This is a genomic window from Brotaphodocola sp. (genome assembly GCF_050873065.1).
GTDB lineage: Bacteria > Bacillota > Clostridia > Lachnospirales > Lachnospiraceae > Brotaphodocola.
In genome coordinates this window covers 1-17,254 of the sequence record NZ_JBNMIC010000029.1, presented here as the reverse complement: position 1 = coordinate 17,254, position 17,254 = coordinate 1, and the positions used below count along the sequence as shown (strand labels likewise).

Here is a 17,254-nt window from a genome sequence, read left to right as displayed (position 1 = left end):
AAATATGAAAATATCCTAGAGTAAGGGATCAAAAAACTAATTATCCATGAAAGAACTATGAAAATAAATACTCTTGAAAATAAATAAGAAACAGATTTGTATAAAGATGATCTGAATATCTCTTTTCCTGATATGTCTACTATACGCTCTTCTTCCAAAAAATGCAAGAAAAATGTAGCGATCCAGTAAGAAAAAAGAAATACTCCCGAGAGATTTTTTTGATATAATGAATTTAGAAAAAATAGAAGTATATTTTCTCATAATTGTATAAATTAAATCTTTTGTTTATATACTTAAACAAATTCGCATAAATTCAGCAATTTATTTTTATAAGGGAGGGATCTTATGAAACGTTATCTCATCGCCACAGCAACGGCAACCGCATGGATTCTCAGTGGCTGTAGTTCCACAATACAGCTTCCAGACACAGTAAAAGTAGAAAATATTGCCAGCGCGCGCAACAGCATCTCCGTCTCCGGTCAGGAAGAGGTGAAAGTGACACCAGATATTGCCGAAATTCGTTACTCTGTGTACACAAGAGCAGACAGCCCTTCTGAATGCCAGCAGAAAAATACCGCCGATGTAAATGCTGCCCTTGAAGTTTTAAAGGGACTTGGCATTGATGAAACCTCTATTCAGACATCTGCCTATGGACTGAATCCCATCCATGACTGGAGCTCTTCTGCTAATGGGGAAATCGTCGGATACGAGATGACCACTTCCCTGACCGTCTCTGATATTCCAATCGATCAGGCAGGCACGATTCTCTCCCAGTCTGTATCCGCAGGTGTCAACAATATCGATTCTGTCAGTTATTCCGCAAGCAATTACGATGACAGCTATCAAGAAGCCTTAAAAGGCGCAATGGCAAATGCACGGGCAAAGGCAGATGCCATTGCACAAGCAGATAACAAAACAGTTGTTGGCATTATTCATGCCGAAGAAAACGGCTACAATCCGTCAACTCGTTATTCCGTCTATGAATCTGCTGCCGGCTCATCCATGAAATCCAATGCTTCCATGGACGACATGAGCGTGATGCCGGGACAGGTGAGCATTACCGCCTACGTTCAGGTTGAATATGAAGTAGAATAAAACGCTTCTTTCCTATCCCAGCCACTTTCCAAACAGAATGCTTCCGATAATCAGTACAACGGCGCCTCCAAATCTCGAGGAGAACTGCGCATATGCCATCAGCCCCATCCGCTTTGAGGCGCCGAGAACTGCCAGATCCCCTGAACCTCCGCGGTTTGCCATACAAAGCCCTGCCGTGATCGCCGCATCAATCGGAAAGAAGCCGACAATCTGTCCCACAACCGCCGATCCGATCGTCGCTCCGAGCACGATTGCCGCTGCAATCACCACATTTCTCACCGTCAGAAATTCCAACATCTCCAGAAAATTCGTATCGCTTCCGATTCCGACCATAATCACAAGGACAAGATTTCCCCCAAAAAAGGCCTGAAGGCGCTTTGCCGCTGCACAGATATTCTCCGGCACAATTCCGAGTGCCGCCGCGAGCACAACAAAGATTACCATATAGGCGAGGGGATGGATCGCAACGCCGAAAATTTTCGGGACAATCACATTTGCAAAGAGTCTTCCGAGCGCACAAAATCCCAGTGTCAGAAAGAAAGCTCCCCCAAGATCTCTCGCGGACACTCCCGATTTGCGGTCCTCTTTCACATATCCATTTCCACTTCTGAGCAGAGTGGCTCCGTCCCCCGTCCACTCCGGAAGATGTTTTCCGAGACGATTTAAGAGCGCCGCCATAAAGATCGCGAAGATGTTGGCAATCGTCAGGATCGTCAGCGCAAACGAGTAATATCCGGATGCAGAATCCCCGGTTGCACTCTTATAGATCTGGCTGAGCGGCACTGCTCCGGCTCCGTTTCCTCCTCCCATGATTGGAAGCACATAGCGCACCATCGCGTCCATCGGTGTCACGCCGTAGAGCAAACCTGCCGCAATTCCAAGCACAGAAGCTCCAAGAATTCCCCCAAAAATCGTCGGCAGATACCTCGCAAACGAGCGCAGAAGGAGTCGGCGATCAAGTGACAGAATCGATCCGGTCACAAGAAAAATGATAAAAAACGACAGGAAATTGACATCGAGCACAAGAAACTGCATGCTCTGTGCATATTCCTGCGGAATAATCTGATAGGTAAACAAAATTGCCGATACCAGAAATGCGAGTACCAGACCGCCCCCCACATAGCTGTTCCAGATCGGGATCCGCTCCCCGACCTCATTGCAAAGAAATCCAATCGCAAGCATCAGCGCCAGACATCCCGTCATATCCGTTGTCAAGGCTCCTGTCCATGCCGATGCAATCACTACCAGCGCCAGCCCCGCAGCCAGCCACCACGGCATTCCAAATGTCACGAGTCGCGGTCTCTTCTTTTCCCCCATACGAATCACTCTCCTCCTCTTTGTCATCCCATATATTTTATAATGGATGCAATTATGATATTCTAGTGACTATTATAAAAAAAAATCCGGAGACCGTAAAGCCTCCGGATTTCCAAATTCCCTATGTTCGTAATTTTGAACATAAGGAATCGGTTATTTATTTATCAGTCTTTGAACTCGTACTGCTTGATCTCATGTACAACATCCATGATGGTACCGTCACGGCCCTCAATGATGCCGACAACACGATCACCAAACTGTACCGGATCCGGCTCTCCTACGATTGCATATGCCTTGTCACGCAGCTCCTCGATGGTGCAGAACGGAAGGTTTACGCCCTTCATGCACTCGATCAGATCCTGACGTCTCGGGTTGATTGCGATACCGTAATCGGTGATGACAACGTCAACGGTCTCACCCGGGGTGGTTACAGTCGTAACGTTGGTGCAGATTGCCGGGATTCTGCCCTGCAGAAGCGGTGCAATTACGATGGTGCACTTTGCGCCTGCAGCGGTATCCGGATGTCCGCCCTGTGCTCCGGTGATCATACCGTCAGAACCAACAACTACGTTACAGTTGAAGTTTACATCGACCTCAAGGGAAGCCAGGATAACGAAATCCAGCTTGTTTACATATGCGCCCTTGTTGAACGGATCTGCGTACTCAGAAGCAGAGATCTCGATGTGGTTCGGGTTCGTCTTAATGGACTCGATTGCGCCCATATCAAAGTCCTGAGTATCAACAATCTTGTCGATCAGGCCCTTTGCAAGCAGGTCACACATCGGGGTGGTGATACCGCCAAGACCAAGTCCCATCTTGATTCCGCGCTCTTCCATGATCTTTCCAAGAGAGATCGTGGATGCGATGGATGCTCCGCCGACACCGGTCTGATAGGAGAATCCGTTCTTGAAGTACGGAGTGTTGATTACGAACTGGGTGCAGTAATCAGCCATCATGATCTTACGAACATCAGTGGTTGGCTTTGCAGCGCCGGTTGCAATCTTAGCCGGGTTACCGATCTCATCTACAACACATACATAGTCCACGTTGATCATGGAGATGCTTGCCGGGATGTTCGGGAACGGAACGAGGCAGTCGGTGATTGCGACAACCTTGTCTGCATACTGTGCGTCTACCATTGCGTAGGACAGAACGCCGCAGTCGCTCTTTCCACCGTTTGCACGCATGTTACCGTACTCATCACAGGTCGGAGCACCGATGAAAGCGATGTCGATGCGAACCTCACCGGACTCGATTGCACGAACACGGCCGCCGTGAGAACGCATGATTGCCAGATCCTGTAATTTACCGGTGGAAATTGCCTCACCAATCTTGCCACGTACACCGGAAGACTGGATTCCAACGATGGTGCCATCCTCGATATACGGAACGATCGGATCGTTTGCCTTACCAAGAGAGCTTGCGCAGATGGTAATGCCCTTGATTCCCATGTTGTGGATCTCTTCCATTACCATATTTACGACATAATCTCCCTCACGGAAGTGATGGTGGAAGGAAATGGTCATGCCATCCTTAATTCCGCACTTTACAAGAGCGTCATGGATGTTCTCAACCAGTTTGCTTCTCTTCGGGTCCATCATGGTTCTTGCCTTCGGAGCTGCCTTGGTGTACTCATAGTTATCGTATGCATAAGCGCCCTTGAAAGGCTCTTTGCCTGTTTTCTTCAGAATCTCTTCCGGGATTTCTCTACCTACTGCATTAATCATCTTACAGATCCCCCTCATATACGCCTGATGCTTTCGCTAATGCGATTGTTCTCTTTGCTCCATCGTAGAAGGCGATATCGATCATCTTGCCGTCTACGGTAAATACGCCGATACCCTTTGCTTTCTTGTCATCAATCTCCTTGACAACCTTCTCTGCAAAGATGATCTCTTTCTGAGTCGGGGTAAATACCTTATGTACTACTGCGATCTGACGCGGGTTGACAAGAGACTTTCCGTCAAATCCCATCATCTTGATCATCTCACACTCTTTCTCAAATACATCCATCGCATCCAGGTTTGTGAATACGGTATCCCAGCACTGTACACCAGCTGCACGTGCTGCGATGATCATCTGCTGTCTTGCGCCCTGAAGCTCTACACCAGTTCCGGTGATCACGGTCTGAAGATCCTTGGTGTAATCTCCGCCGGACAGTGCGATACCGATCAGACGCTCAGAAGACTTACATACCTCAAGTGCGTTTAACACGCCCTTGCAGGACTCCAGTGCTGCCATCAGCAGGGTGGAACCTTCCGGACGGCCGAACTCGCGCTCTGCTGCCAGTACATGCTCCTCAACGGTATGTACATCCTGAGCGGTCTCGGTCTTTGCGATACGGATCGTATCTGCTCCGCCTGCTACGCAGACACGGATATCTTCTTTCCAGTGCGGGGTGTCCAGTCCGTTGATACGAACAACACGCTCTACGCCACGGTAATCAATCTCCTGAAGTGCATGATACAGAGAGTATCTTGCAGCATCTTTCTGGTTCTCTGCCACAGCATCCTCCAGATCCAGCATGATGGAGTCCGGCTTGTAGATGTAAGGATCCTTGATCAGGCCCGGCTTCTGGCAGTTTAAGAACATCATGGAACGTCTCAGTCTTTTCTTATTCGGATGAATCATTTGATTACACCTCCCCACGGAAGATTCTCGGTAATATCATTGGAACGATACACAGCGCACTCCACGCGTGCCTTCAGGGTGCAGTCCAAAGCTCCCTTGTCGACTACGTTTACCTTTGCGTCCTTGACATCCAGACGATCTAAGGTCTCCAAAACGGTCTTGCGGATCTGCTTGCCAAACTGGTGAATTACACTGCTCTCGATGGAAAGTTCAATGCTTCCATTGCCCGGCTCTACGGTTACCTGGGCATCGCTGGACTCAAGAGTACCAGCTACTGCTGCTTTCTTAACTTCCATGTTTTCCTCCTTCATACTGCTGTGTTGGTGTATTGCTTACGAAATGACGCAGGCCCCGTCTGATTATTGTCTCCAAATTCTCATTTCGGTCTGCCCCGTCAAATTCACTAAAATCAGTGTATCACTTTCCATACATTTGTTCAAATACATATATTCTTATAATAATTATAAGATGTTTCCTATATTTCCCTCTAATGACTATAGGTGGTCAGCTATTGCTTTTCATTGAAATTTTTTTGACAATGTGGTATCTTAGGGAAGGAGTATTTACTGTACGAAAACAGACAGGAGGGTTTTATGAACATCAAACATGCACATTATATGTTGACCGTTCTGCAGGAAGGAAGTATCACCGCAGCGGCCAAGAAACTTTATATTTCTCAGCCGTCACTAAGCCAGATGATTAAGCTCGTGGAGACAAATCTCGGCACTCCTATTTTCAACCGGAGCACCGACCCGATTACGTTGACTTACGCTGGTCAGAAATACATCGAAGCGGCAAAACAGATCCTCACCATCAACAACAATCTCCAGAAAGAAATCGATGAGATCAATCACGAAGATCACGGCACAATCCGCCTCGGCATTCCTGTCCAGCGCGCGATGCAGGTTCTCCCGTTAATCATTCCGCCGTTCAAGCAGAAATATCCTTTTGTCGATCTCGACATCCAGGAACACGGTTCTGCGACCACCGAGTCCCTCGTCCTTGAGGGAAGCATTGACCTTGCCTGTCTGAACACCTATCCGAAACACGAAGAACTCGAATATATCTTTGTGGAACCGGAAGAACTTGTGCTTCTCACCAGCAAAAATTCCTCAATCGCAAAAAGGATTCCCGCAGGAACCCCGATTGACATCTCGGAAGCAAAAAATGAAACTTTTATCAACATCAAAACCGGACACAGTGTCCGAAACACCCAGGACCGCCTGTTTGTCCAGAAAGACATTCAGCCGAAAATCCTTTTTGAGACCATCAGCATTGAGGTTGCAAAGCGCACCACAATCGCCTGCGACGCCGTCATGATCTGCCCGGAGAACTACATCGACATGTCTCCGGAACTTCTGCCGCACTGCGTCACCTACCCGCTCAAGGGTGTGGAAAACAACCGCAACTTCTACATCTGTCACCGGAAAGACCGCTATCTCACCAAGTACATGCGCAATTTCATCACAATGCTGACAGAGGCAGAGCAGTCCTTCACCCGTTCTCAGGGAAAACTGCTGAAAGGTTGATTGAACGTTAATGAAAAACGGAGCCTCCTCATTTTTCGATGGAGACTCCGTTTTTTCAGACTTTTCTTTTCTCTTTTACGGAAGAACACGGCGGATCGTCTTCGGTGTGCGGTAATTCCACGTTGAAATCTTGATTCCGCTTCTTCTGCTTGCCGCATGGACAATCTGTCCGTTTCCAATGTACATGGCGACGTGGTTGACGGTTCCGCTCTTATTGGCATAAAAGATCAGATCTCCCGGTCTCATCTCGCTCGACTTGATTGAGGTACCGGTCTTTGCCTGCTCTCTCGAAGTTCGCGGAAGGCTGACTCCTGCGACATTTCTCATGACATACTGCACAAATCCGGAGCAGTCTGCTCCCGTGTTGGGGTTCGTTCCTCCCCACACATATCTTCCGCCCACAAATTTAAGCGCATAGTTGACTGTCTGCGTCCGCACAGATGCCTGCTCATTTGATTTCTCCTCGAGCGGGGAGAATTTGATCGCCTCGGAGAGCGCATAGCGCACATCCACGTTGTTGTCGCGCGTCGAGATGTAGGCGCGGTCATCTGATCCGCCCTCCTCGCTGTCACCGCCGTCAAGCTCAATCTGCACCCATCCGTCAAGCTGGGAGACGACATTGTAGCGCTCCTCCTTTGAGATCTGGGTCCAGATCTTTGAATCCGTTGACGGCTCCGAGCGGACATTCAGTTTATCCGTGTTGACGATCGCCATCAGGGAAGCTGACTCAAGTGCAAGATCTTTTGCCTCCTCACCGACTGCAACATACTGCGGATCAGCGGAGATGTATCCGGTGATCTGACCGGACTTGATCTTGTACCAGCCGTCAAGCGTCTCGAGAATCTCTCCCGCTGCCCGGCTCGTCATCTTTCCAATCACATTTCCATTTCCCGGGTCTGTCGTCGGCTCAGAGCGGATATTGAGGTAATTGTCGACCTTCGAGATCACGATGTTGTCGTACTGGTTGAGCACCATCTCTCTCATATCCATCTTTCGCGCCTCATTGAGCGCATACTTCACAATGACATAGTCAGCAGACACATAACCTTCCTTGATCTGCACCCAGCCATCCGTCTCGCCGATCACCGGATAGCGCTCGTCCTTGAGTGCCTGTCCGACCACATTCTCATAACTCGAAGAGTCCGGCGTGGAACGAATGTTCAGGCTGTCATCCTCCGTGTTGATGATCGCCATCTTCGTCACATACTCGACTGCCTTCTGTTTTGCCTCCTCACCGGTCAGAATGTACTGGCTGTGCACATAACCGTCGACCTCGCCGGAGGTGATGTGATACCACTCTCCCTCCGTCCCTACGATCTCACACGCACTGTTTTCCTGAAGTTTTCCGATGATGTCCGCGTCCTGTCCCGGATTTCTTCGCACATTGAGGTAACCGGAAACCTGCACAAGACCGAGATTCGTGTAGGAATCCACGACCTCCTGCTTTGCCTTCTTTTCTTCCTCTCTCGCTTTGGCCTCTTCCTCAGCCTTTTTGGATTCCTCCGCTGCGCGCGCCTCCTCAGCTTCCTTGTCCGCCTTTGTACTTCTTCCCGTCTGTGCCGTCTGCTCAGACTTGTTTGAGGACAGATAAGAGGCCGTCGCCATGCCGCCCACAAGAACAATCACTGCTCCCGCTGCCAGCGCAAATTTTCTCCATTTCTGCCGTTCCTGTCTGCGCTTTTTCTCTTCCCGCACCCGCTCTAAAATCTGGGTGTGTCTGCCATTGTCGAAACCATCATCTGCCTCATCTGTCTCTGGCGTCTCCACGGTCTCCACAGTCTCCACAGCTTCTACCGTCTTCCCATCCAAATCCTTACGGTCTTCCCCGTCAGAATGATCAGAGTGCTCAAACCGGTCATCCTCTATTTTTATGTTCTCATTTATATTCTCATCAGGAGTCCCGCTTTGCTTCTCCCGCTGGTCATAATCCATACCGTTCTCACGATTGTTCTCTTCTGACATTCCTCTTCTCCTCAACTGGATTTCACTTTTTTTAAGTGTGTTTCTTATTTTTTCATATCTCGCTTTTCTTTCAAGCACCCGCACTCTCTCTCATCATCCGGCAGTTTTTCTTGCCGGACTCGAAAATGCGTCACTAAGCGTTCATATTATAACATAATCCCCGCCGCTTTACGAGTTGAACATTTTAAAAAATTGTGAATTTTTTGTTACGGAGTATTACAAACTTTTCGTCAGACTGCCAGAATTTTCACTCACCACCCTGATCGGTTTCTTGTCTCTTTTGAGTCTGTCTACCCGATCAGGAGGCCGAGAACCGCCGCAAGCAGAATTGTTTTCGGAATCGACCACTTTCGTTTCATCAGAAAATATCCCGCAATCACTGCAATCAGCACCAGATTCCACGAGATGGAAAAATCTCTCACAAGCCCGGTCTCCGGCAGAAACGTCGAGATTGCAAGCGTCACGCCCGCGGCCACAAGCATGCCAAGACTCGCAGGACGCACGCCCCTCATTGCACTCTCAAGCCACGGATTTCCCTTCAGCCGGAAAATAAACTGCGCCGCAAGCAGGGAGAGCGTCAGCGATGGCATCATCACGCCAAGGCTTGCCACCATCGAGCCAAAAATTCCCGCTGTGCGCAATCCCACAAAGGTTGCACAGTTGATTCCGAGCGATCCCGGTGTCATCTCCGCAACAGCGACAATATCCATCACCTCCGCAGAAGTCATCCACCCGTACCGCAGCACCTCATCGTTGATGACGGGAATCATCGTCATTCCACCGAAGCTGCAAAATCCAATCTTCATAAATGAGAAAAACAGTCTAAGATAAATCATCTTTGATCTCTCCTCTCCAGACGAGAAGTCCGACTGCCAGAGCAATCACAACAATCAACGCCTTGTTGAAATCTGTAAACACACAGATCAAAAAAGAGATCAGCAGAATCACCATCGCCGTCTTTCCCTTCATCGCCGTGTCTTTTAAGCGCAGAGCCGCACTGATGATGATCGGAACCACCACACTTCGGACCCCGTTTAAAATTTTCGCCACATAATAATTATCCCTCAAAGACGCATAAAAATACGTCACCACCGCAATCGCGATCAATGCCGGTGCGGAGAGCGCAAAGGCCGCTGCAACTGCCCCCAGAGTCCCCGCCATCGCATATCCGCAGAATACAGACATATTGATGATCATGATCCCCGGAAAGGATTTTGCGAGCGACATGTAATCGACGATCTGCTCCTCGCTCATCCATCCCCTGCGGTCCACAAACTCATTCTGCATCTGCGCTATGATACTCCACCCTCCTCCGAAGGTGAAGGCGCCGATCTTAAACATCGTGATCATAATGATCCCAAGCTTCTTCCATTCTCTCATTCCAGCTTTTTCTCTCCCGTCTATTTGTCTCTCCCATGATTCGATTCTGTTTTTCTTTCTGCGTTCTTTTCTTTCTGCGGCTTTTTGTCACACTCTCCCGTCCCGCTATCTGCCCCTTTATCAGCTCAGGAACATGCACCAGATCGGAACGGTAATCATCGAGAGCAGGGTGGAAAGCACAACGCACTTTGTCGCAAAGATCTCATCTTTTCCATATTTTGACGCCATGACTGCCGTGACGCTCGCAGCCGGCATGCCGGACAGTGTCACAGAGACTCCCGTCACAAGTGCATCAACATGGCCGAGTCTGCATCCCACAAAGACGAGAAACGGCACAAAAAACAGGCGGACAAAGCAGTAATAAAGCGTTGCCTTCTCCGGCAGGCTCCGAAACGGCACATCCGCAAGAATCGTTCCGACGAGCATCATCGCAAGAAACGTATTTGCCCCCGCCACACTCTTGATCGTCTGGGTCAGAAACAGCGGCAGCGGAATCTGTGTGAGCATCAGGATAAATCCGATCACGACAGAGACGATGCACGGGTGCGTTGCCACCTTCTTCACAAGCGTCTTCCTGTCCGGTGCTTCCGTAAAGTAAGTCAGTCCGACTGACCACATGAACACTCGCTGCGGAATCACATAGATCGAGGCATACAAAAGTCCCAGACCACCGAAGATTCCTTCCGCAATCGGGTTTCCGAGAATTCCGGCATTGGAACAGATCGTCGCATACTGGAGCACTTTCTTGCGATCCTCCGAAAATTTCGGATACATCACCATTCCGAGGAGATAGCTTCCCGCCTGAATCAGGACCGCCACAACAGTAATCACCATACAGCTGATCAGAATCTGGTGGTTGAACTCCATCTGGAAGGACTTGAGAATCGATGCCGGAAGCGTCACGTCGATGACGAGATCCGTCAGAAGCTCCTTTCCTCCTTTTTTGATCAGACCCTTTTTCTTTAAAATCAGTCCGAGAACCATAATCAAAAACATCATTCCCTGCATTGCAAATAATCCCGAAAAATCAAGATCCATTTTCCCACTTCCTCCTCTTTTGTCTTTTCCCTCTTCTTTTGGCCTTTTCTTCTGACCTATTTGTTTGTTTCTGCCATCACTGCCGTTTGCGTGACAAAAATCCCCTATATTTACCTGTTTTTTATCATAATATGTTTTTTTCTGTCCGTCAAATACCCATTATCAATGTCAGATATAACCCTCTCTCTATCTTTACTGTCCTTGCGTTAATATCTGCACGACGCTCTCTGTCCGGATTTTCCCTCTGTATTCTCTGAAAATTTAGGAAAACTTTCATACTTCCTAATAAATTTTAATAAAAAATCAATAGCATTTTCCCGTCCGATGTAGTAAACTCAAAAGCATCCGAAAGGAAATTTTTCAGAGAAACTTTTCACCAAACTTATGAAAGCATGAAAGTAAGTTTAAAAAGTTCAAAAAGAGGAGAAATCATTATGAAGAAAAAATTATTATTTGCAGCTGTTGCCGTTATGGCAATCGGAATGACCGCATGCTCGAAGAAGCAGGATACCGCAGCAACGACCGCTGCCGTAGAGACCACCACAGAAGCACAGACCACAGAAGCAGAGACCGAGGACATCGATGAGGATTCCGTCAACGGTGAGATCACCAAGATCGACGGCGACGTCCTGACAGTCAAGAATATCGATGATGACACTGAGAAAAACTACGATACCTCCAAGGCTGAGATCACCAAAGATTTCCCGTTCGCAGTCGGCGATCAGGTAGAGGTCGTATTCCCGGAGGGTTCTGAGGAAGATCCGGTTCCGGCAATCTCTGTAACTGTTACAGAGTCCGCAACCGAGGCTGACACTGATTCCGACCCGACCGTAGAAGGAAAAGTAGTTGATGCAGCAAACGAAACCCTGACTCTCGAGGTTGACGGTAAGCAGTACAGCATGAACAAGGCAAATGCTTACGTTGTCGCAAAGAACGGCATCACCGTTGACAAGAACGCAAAGGTTACCTACCTTGGCGACCTCGACGACGAGCCGATGGCAGTCAAGATCGTAATGGAGGATTCCTATGATACTCCGGAGGCAGAGCTGAATGTCTTCACCGGAAAAGTTGCGCAGATCGGCGAGGATGGAAAGAGCATCGTTCTTGAGGCAGACGGCGGTGATTTCTTTACCTTTGTTTCCGACAGCTTAAGCTTTGACGATTACAAGGAAGGCGACACCGTTAAGGTTACCTACCAGGGTTCCATCGGAGCAAAGGAGATTCCGGCTCTCGACATCGAGAAATAATTTGTCTTTCGATGATGTCAGGTAACATCTCAATCTCTTAATCTTCATATAAAACAAACGTGGGCGGGAACAAACCATTTTAATGGTGGTTTGTTCCCGCCCACGTTTGTCTCCCTGATTTCCTTTCAGATCTTTTTTCTCAGATCTCATATCCAATCATTCTCAGATACGTCTTAATCAGTTCAACAATCTGCTCAAGTTCGAGCTTGCTCGCATTGATCGGAAGATCGTAGTTTGTCATATCCTCCCACTCTCTTCCGGTAAAGTAGCGGTGATACTCTCTGCGCTGCCTTGTGATCCGGTTCAGTTTATCGAGGGCCTCCTTCGTGTCGAGGATTCCATCGACTTCCATCGTCCGACGCACACACGTCGGTGTATCGGCATACACAAAGATCCTCACGAGATCTTCCTTGCCCGCACTCTCGAGAATATAGTCGGCACACCGCCCGATGATCACGCAGGATTCATGGTCGGCAAGTTCGCGGATAACCTCAGACTGGAATCGGAAGAGGTTCTCCGGCGATGTCACATCTCCATCAATTTTCGGATGTCCCAGAGCAAGCTTTCTTCCCATTCCTCCGACAATCTTTCGCAGAACATTGTTGCCTGCCTTCTCATCTGCCAGTCTGAAATACTGTTCTCCGACTGCGCTCTTCTCCGCCGTCATTTTCAAGATCTCATCATCGTAGTAGGAAACCCCGAGTTCCTCCGCAAGACGTTTGCCGACAATTCGGCCTCCGCTTCCGTACTGACGTTCAATCGTGATAACCAGTTTGTTCTTATCCATAAAAACGCCTCCTCCAATTCCGAGTATGCCAAAAAGCTTCCGGCACGCTCCGGCAATTTTATTTATTTTGCAAGCATCATGCGGTCATTCGCAAACTGCTCTCCGCTCGCCTCCTCAAATTTGTGAAGCAGATCCTCGACAGTCAGACGTTTCTTCTCCTCACCCTCCACATCATAGATGACATTTCCCTCATGCATCATGATCAGGCGGTTTCCAAGCTGAATGGCATCTCTCATATTGTGAGTGATCATCAGCGTCGTGAGTTTCTGCTCCTCCACAATCTCTGCCGTCAGATCGAGCACTTTCTTTGCTGTCTTCGGGTCAAGCGCTGCCGTGTGCTCATCGAGAAGCAGAAGTTTCGGGCGCTGAAGTGTCGCCATCAGAAGCGTCAGTGCCTGTCTCTGACCGCCTGAGAGAAGTCCGACTTTTGAAGTCATGCGATCCTCCAGTCCGAGCCCCAGACGTTTGAGCAGATCCTGATACAGCTTTCTCTCGCTGTTCTTGATTCCGGGCTTCAGACTTCGTCTTCCGCCACGTCGGAGTGCCAGCGCAAGGTTCTCCTCAATTCCCATCGTCGCAGCCGTTCCGTTCATCGGATCCTGAAACACACGGCCTAAAAATGCTGCTCTCTTGTACTCCGGAAGTTTTGTGACATCTTTCTCGTCAATCAGAATCTTTCCGGAATTGATCGGCCAGACACCTGCAATCGCATTTAAGAGTGTGGATTTACCGGCTCCGTTTCCTCCGATCACTGTCACAAAATCCCCGTCCTTCAAGGTCAGGCTCAGCCCGCGGAGCGCCTTCTTCTCATTCACGGTTCCGCGGTTAAATGTCTTTGAAATTTCTCTGATCTCCAGCATGCCCTATCTTCCCCCTTTACTGAAATTGGAAAAATAACGGCTCTTCCACGTCGGAATTGCAAGGAATACGGCAACGACTGCCGCAGAGAGCAATTTCAGAAGATCCGTGTCAATGCCCATCCAGATTACCAGCTGAAGAACCAGATAATAGATGATGGATCCAAGTGCCACTCCCACAAGGCGGAAACCAAAATTGTGGAATACCCGTCCGAAGACAGCTTCGCCGATGATGACAGCTGCAAGACCGATGACGATTGCGCCGCGTCCCATATTAATATCTGCGAATCCCTGATACTGGCAGAGCAGGGCACCCGCAAGTGCGACGAGACCATTCGAGAGCATCAGGCCGAGCACTCTTGCAAAATCGGTGTTGATTCCCTGTGCCCGTGCCATCTTCTCATTACATCCGGTCGCGCGCAGCGAACATCCGAGCTCTGTCCCGAAAAACCAGTACAGCAGCAGAACAAGAATCAGGATTGCGACTGCGACAATCAGGATCGTGTTGCGGTAAAGCGCCACTCCGCGGATGAATCGCAGAGAGACTAAAAGCTGATACTTGTCGACATTGATCGCCTGGTTTGCCTTTCCCATCACTTTCAGGTTGACGGAATACAGTCCAAGCTGTGTCAGAATTCCCGCGAGAATCGCCGGAATCCCCATAAAAGTATTGAAAATTCCTGTCACAAATCCAGCCACCATTCCTGCTAAAAATGCACACGCCATTGACACCCATACATTGTGGCCTGTCAGCATCATCATAATGCAGACGGCACCGCCAGTTCCCAGAGAACCATCGACCGTCAGATCTGCAATATCCAGAATACGAAATGTCAGATACACTCCGATCGCCATGATTCCCCAGATAAGTCCCTGTGCGACTGCTCCGGGCAGGGCATTGATTAAACTTATCATATCTTTTCCTCCAGCGTAATCCGCTCCAGACACAGAAAGGCTGCCGCCGGCAGCCCTTCTGCTCTTCCCTATTATTTTACAATATTTTCACAGAACCTTCAATCGAATTTTGGAGCAAATTCGATCATTTTTTGCATAAATTTCTTTTCTGTCAGATTTTTTGTGTTTTTTTGTTCTTTTGTGTGCTTCTCTTCAACAGATGCCTTTACTCCTCGATTGCTACATAGTCATCCGGAATTTCAATGCCAAGCTGATCGCAGATCGTCTTGTTGTACTTCTTGGTGAACTGCGGTGCATACTCGATCGGCATCTCGGAGACATTGGATTCTCCGGTCAGGATCTTTGCTGCCATCTTTCCGGTTGCAACGCCGAGGTCATAGTAGCTGATGGACAGGGTTGCAACGCCGCACCCCTTGCAGATTCCTTCCTCGCCTGCAACGACCGGAACGCCTGCCGGCTGGCAGATGTTGTTGATGATCTCGGTGTTTGCTGCTGCGGTGTTATCAGTCGGAACATAGATCACATCACTCTCAGAAGCTGCCTTCGTCGTGATTGTGGAAATATCGTTGGAGTCAGAGAATGCATAGTACTCACAGGTATATCCGAGTCCCTCAAGCTCTTTCTTCACGGTGTCAACCTGATACTGGGAGTTTGGCTCTGCGGAACAATAAAGAAGACCAACCGTCTTCTTGTCCGGGAAGAGTTCCTTGATCATTGCCGCCTGCTCATTTAACGGAGCCAAATCAGCGGTTCCGGAAATATTTCCGCCAACCGTGCCGTTGAAGTCATCGATGCCGAGAGCCACACCGTACTCGGTTACAGAAGTGCCGAGAATCGGGATCTCCTTGGTGCCTGCCTGTGCTGCCTGAAGAGCTGCGGTTGCATTTGCAAGAATCAGATCCACATTCTCTGATACAAAACTGTTGATGATCGTGGAACAGGTGTTGGAATCGCCCTGTGCATTCTGCTCATCAAACTTGACTGCATCGCCGAGTTCCTCAGTCAGCGCATCCTCGAATCCCTTCGTTGCCGCATCCAGAGCGGTGTGCTGAACCAGCTGACAGATGCCCACAAGATACGTCTTGCCGTCTGCACTCTTTGCCTCGCCTGCTGCTGAGGAATCAGCCGCTTGGGATCCTGCCGCCTCACTGCTCTTTTCTGCTGCCGCTGTCGTCGAAGATGCTGCGCTTCCACCGCATGCGGTCATGGAAAGTGCCATCATTCCTGCCATTGCTGCTGATAAGATTCTTGTCGTTTTTTTCATAATCCTCTCCCTCTCTCTTCTCTCAAAAAGTTTCATGGATGCCCTCTGTTTTGCCACTTCTCCCATGAACTTTTTTAATCATACTACACTTTTTTGGCAGCGTCAATTTTATTGCTTTAAATTTATGTGATTTTAAAGTAATAAAGTGAAAAAGAAGGGAATTCAAGCAAAAAAACAGATGAATAGGAAAACCTTTATAGGGTTCATAACAGATTAAGTATTTGCATTTTTTGTGATTTTCCACTATACTTGTACTCGTAAAGCACTTACCTGTACTCTAAATTCACAATAAAACTCTCTTTCCTGGCGAATGAGCTTTCCAATCCGATTTACTGCCAACCGATCGTGATAATCAACCTTATTTCATTCGTAAGCAGAGTTTTATTGGAATTTGGAGCAATAAGCGAGAATCCTCCGTTTTTTTATCTGTTGGATATCTGTCGGATTATTCTCGACTATGGAGGAACCTCTCACGATGAACAACGACAACTCCGTTGCACTTTTAGAAATGCTCAATGCGAGAGAAATGCGCAGTGTTCTGCAAAAACATCTTCTTCAGCAGTACCGGAAAACCTTGATCTGTCTGACGCTCAACATTCCCGGTCCTGTCAAACTTCTTCCCGGTGTTCCGGAAGCTTTTGCCGAAGGATGCCGAAGAATCGAAGAAACTCTGCAGGAGCATCTTATTTTAATCAGCAATTTCCGCACCGTAAAAGAGAAGACCGGATATGAGGCTTTTTACAGCGTCGACGCTTCTCCCGAATATGTGAAAGAGCTGATGATTATTTTGGAAGATCAGGACGCCCTCGGGCGGCTTTTTGATATTGATGTGTTAAATGTGGAAGGCGTCAAGATTTCCCGCGAGGAACTTGGTCAGCCACCGCGCAGATGTCTGATCTGTGAGGAACCGGCTCACGCATGCAGCCGAAGCCGCAGACACACCGTTGAGGAACTCACTGCGAAGGTCAATGAGATCCTGAAACCTTTTATAAACGGTTGATCCATCAAACAAATGCGGGGCATCAGAAAACAGTACGCAGACGGCGCTGTTCTCTGGTGCCCTTTTTTTATACCTTTTATAATGTTATAATGGCATTTTCTGCCAGAAATGAGGTGTCCCATGTACCAGAAACTTAAATACAAGAGTCCAAGACCTGATTCATCTGTTGAAAACGTCTCCCCAGTCAGCAATGGAGACAGCGAGAACCTGATTCACCGCTTCTTTCTCCTCT

The 17,254-nt window shown here is 48.5% G+C and carries 16 protein-coding genes; 4 read left to right on the top strand and 12 right to left on the bottom strand.

Annotated features, from left to right (window positions below):
• The first annotated feature begins 345 nt into the window (after positions 1 to 345).
• Positions 346 to 1,095, top strand: a complete 750-nt coding sequence (locus tag ACR0QE_RS08885; protein ID WP_432628010.1) for an SIMPL domain-containing protein — start codon at positions 346 to 348, stop codon at positions 1,093 to 1,095.
• 12 nt (positions 1,096 to 1,107) lie between these two features.
• On the opposite strand, the gene ACR0QE_RS08880 is transcribed toward ACR0QE_RS08885, so the two are convergent.
• The 4 genes from ACR0QE_RS08880 to citD all read right to left on the bottom strand — a co-directional run bounded on the left by ACR0QE_RS08880 (position 1,108) and on the right by citD (position 5,339).
• Positions 1,108 to 2,412, bottom strand: a complete 1,305-nt coding sequence (locus tag ACR0QE_RS08880) for a 2-hydroxycarboxylate transporter family protein (RefSeq protein WP_432628009.1) — start codon at positions 2,410 to 2,412, stop codon at positions 1,108 to 1,110.
• A gap of 164 nt (positions 2,413 to 2,576) precedes the next feature.
• Positions 2,577 to 4,139: a citrate lyase subunit alpha gene (gene citF / locus ACR0QE_RS08875; RefSeq protein WP_432628008.1), complete on the bottom strand. Its 1,563-nt coding sequence runs from the start codon at positions 4,137 to 4,139 to the stop codon at positions 2,577 to 2,579.
• A 1-nt stretch (position 4,140) separates the two neighbouring features.
• A complete protein-coding gene (locus ACR0QE_RS08870; protein ID WP_177977126.1) occupies positions 4,141 to 5,043 on the bottom strand; it encodes an aldolase/citrate lyase family protein in 903 nt (300 codons plus the stop codon).
• Positions 5,040 to 5,339 (bottom strand): citrate lyase acyl carrier protein, encoded by a 300-nt coding sequence (gene citD, locus ACR0QE_RS08865; protein ID WP_177977127.1) that lies wholly within the window; start codon positions 5,337 to 5,339, stop codon positions 5,040 to 5,042. Before citD ends, ACR0QE_RS08870 begins: the two co-directional genes overlap by 4 nt.
• 297 nt (positions 5,340 to 5,636) lie before the next feature.
• On the opposite strand from citD, the gene ACR0QE_RS08860 reads away from it, so the two are divergent.
• Positions 5,637 to 6,572, top strand: a complete 936-nt coding sequence (locus ACR0QE_RS08860) for a LysR family transcriptional regulator (RefSeq protein WP_432628007.1) — start codon at positions 5,637 to 5,639, stop codon at positions 6,570 to 6,572.
• 75 nt (positions 6,573 to 6,647) lie between these two features.
• Here the strand turns inward: ACR0QE_RS08860 and ACR0QE_RS08855 are convergent, their stop codons facing one another.
• The 4 genes from ACR0QE_RS08855 to ACR0QE_RS08840 all read right to left on the bottom strand — a co-directional run bounded on the left by ACR0QE_RS08855 (position 6,648) and on the right by ACR0QE_RS08840 (position 10,952).
• Positions 6,648 to 8,534, bottom strand: coding sequence for an SH3 domain-containing protein (locus ACR0QE_RS08855; RefSeq protein WP_432628006.1), 1,887 nt, complete (start codon positions 8,532 to 8,534; stop codon positions 6,648 to 6,650).
• 290 nt (positions 8,535 to 8,824) lie between these two features.
• Positions 8,825 to 9,370, bottom strand: a complete 546-nt coding sequence (locus ACR0QE_RS08850) for a chromate transporter (protein ID WP_432628005.1) — start codon at positions 9,368 to 9,370, stop codon at positions 8,825 to 8,827.
• Complete coding sequence (locus ACR0QE_RS08845) at positions 9,357 to 9,914, bottom strand: chromate transporter (RefSeq protein WP_432628004.1); 558 nt, start codon at positions 9,912 to 9,914, stop codon at positions 9,357 to 9,359. Before ACR0QE_RS08845 ends, ACR0QE_RS08850 begins: the two co-directional genes overlap by 14 nt.
• A gap of 120 nt (positions 9,915 to 10,034) precedes the next feature.
• On the bottom strand, positions 10,035 to 10,952 hold the full coding sequence (locus ACR0QE_RS08840; RefSeq protein WP_432628003.1) for an AEC family transporter: 918 nt from the start codon (positions 10,950 to 10,952) through the stop codon (positions 10,035 to 10,037).
• A 434-nt stretch (positions 10,953 to 11,386) separates the two neighbouring features.
• Between ACR0QE_RS08840 and ACR0QE_RS08835 the strand changes: the two genes are divergently transcribed.
• Positions 11,387 to 12,199 carry a hypothetical protein gene (locus ACR0QE_RS08835; protein WP_432628002.1) on the top strand — a complete coding sequence of 271 codons (813 nt, stop codon included), beginning with the start codon at positions 11,387 to 11,389 and terminating at the stop codon, positions 12,197 to 12,199.
• 139 nt (positions 12,200 to 12,338) lie between these two features.
• Here the strand turns inward: ACR0QE_RS08835 and ACR0QE_RS08830 are convergent, their stop codons facing one another.
• The 4 genes from ACR0QE_RS08830 to ACR0QE_RS08815 all read right to left on the bottom strand — a co-directional run bounded on the left by ACR0QE_RS08830 (position 12,339) and on the right by ACR0QE_RS08815 (position 16,022).
• Entirely contained in the window at positions 12,339 to 12,986 is a 648-nt protein-coding gene (locus tag ACR0QE_RS08830) for an AAA family ATPase (protein WP_432628001.1), read from the bottom strand.
• 62 nt (positions 12,987 to 13,048) lie between these two features.
• On the bottom strand, positions 13,049 to 13,846 hold the full coding sequence (locus ACR0QE_RS08825; RefSeq protein ID WP_432628000.1) for an ABC transporter ATP-binding protein: 798 nt from the start codon (positions 13,844 to 13,846) through the stop codon (positions 13,049 to 13,051).
• Between the two features lie 3 nt (positions 13,847 to 13,849).
• Complete coding sequence (locus tag ACR0QE_RS08820; protein ID WP_432627999.1) at positions 13,850 to 14,758, bottom strand: ABC transporter permease; 909 nt, start codon at positions 14,756 to 14,758, stop codon at positions 13,850 to 13,852.
• 205 nt (positions 14,759 to 14,963) lie between these two features.
• Complete coding sequence (locus ACR0QE_RS08815) at positions 14,964 to 16,022, bottom strand: ABC transporter substrate-binding protein (RefSeq protein ID WP_432627998.1); 1,059 nt, start codon at positions 16,020 to 16,022, stop codon at positions 14,964 to 14,966.
• Between the two features lie 475 nt (positions 16,023 to 16,497).
• Here ACR0QE_RS08815 and citX point away from each other — a divergent pair, with 475 nt between their 5' ends.
• Positions 16,498 to 17,022, top strand: coding sequence for a citrate lyase holo-[acyl-carrier protein] synthase (gene citX, locus ACR0QE_RS08810; RefSeq protein ID WP_432627997.1), 525 nt, complete (start codon positions 16,498 to 16,500; stop codon positions 17,020 to 17,022).
• Positions 17,023 to 17,254: the final 232 nt, after the last annotated feature.

Bases quoted from the DNA above. Each gene is read 5' to 3' on its own strand.
- ACR0QE_RS08885 (WP_432628010.1), top strand. From the start codon at position 346: ATGAAACGTTATCTCATCGCCACAGCAACGGCAACCGCATGGATTCTC.
- ACR0QE_RS08880 (WP_432628009.1), bottom strand. From the start codon at position 2,412: ATGGGGGAAAAGAAGAGACCGCGACTCGTGACATTTGGAATGCCGTGG.
- citF (WP_432628008.1), bottom strand. From the start codon at position 4,139: ATGATTAATGCAGTAGGTAGAGAAATCCCGGAAGAGATTCTGAAGAAA.
- ACR0QE_RS08870 (WP_177977126.1), bottom strand. From the start codon at position 5,043: ATGATTCATCCGAATAAGAAAAGACTGAGACGTTCCATGATGTTCTTA.
- citD (WP_177977127.1), bottom strand. From the start codon at position 5,339: ATGGAAGTTAAGAAAGCAGCAGTAGCTGGTACTCTTGAGTCCAGCGAT.
- ACR0QE_RS08860 (WP_432628007.1), top strand. From the start codon at position 5,637: ATGAACATCAAACATGCACATTATATGTTGACCGTTCTGCAGGAAGGA.
- ACR0QE_RS08855 (WP_432628006.1), bottom strand. From the start codon at position 8,534: ATGTCAGAAGAGAACAATCGTGAGAACGGTATGGATTATGACCAGCGG.
- ACR0QE_RS08850 (WP_432628005.1), bottom strand. From the start codon at position 9,370: ATGATTTATCTTAGACTGTTTTTCTCATTTATGAAGATTGGATTTTGC.
- ACR0QE_RS08845 (WP_432628004.1), bottom strand. From the start codon at position 9,914: ATGAGAGAATGGAAGAAGCTTGGGATCATTATGATCACGATGTTTAAG.
- ACR0QE_RS08840 (WP_432628003.1), bottom strand. From the start codon at position 10,952: ATGGATCTTGATTTTTCGGGATTATTTGCAATGCAGGGAATGATGTTT.
- ACR0QE_RS08835 (WP_432628002.1), top strand. From the start codon at position 11,387: ATGAAGAAAAAATTATTATTTGCAGCTGTTGCCGTTATGGCAATCGGA.
- ACR0QE_RS08830 (WP_432628001.1), bottom strand. From the start codon at position 12,986: ATGGATAAGAACAAACTGGTTATCACGATTGAACGTCAGTACGGAAGC.
- ACR0QE_RS08825 (WP_432628000.1), bottom strand. From the start codon at position 13,846: ATGCTGGAGATCAGAGAAATTTCAAAGACATTTAACCGCGGAACCGTG.
- ACR0QE_RS08820 (WP_432627999.1), bottom strand. From the start codon at position 14,758: ATGATAAGTTTAATCAATGCCCTGCCCGGAGCAGTCGCACAGGGACTT.
- ACR0QE_RS08815 (WP_432627998.1), bottom strand. From the start codon at position 16,022: ATGAAAAAAACGACAAGAATCTTATCAGCAGCAATGGCAGGAATGATG.
- citX (WP_432627997.1), top strand. From the start codon at position 16,498: ATGAACAACGACAACTCCGTTGCACTTTTAGAAATGCTCAATGCGAGA.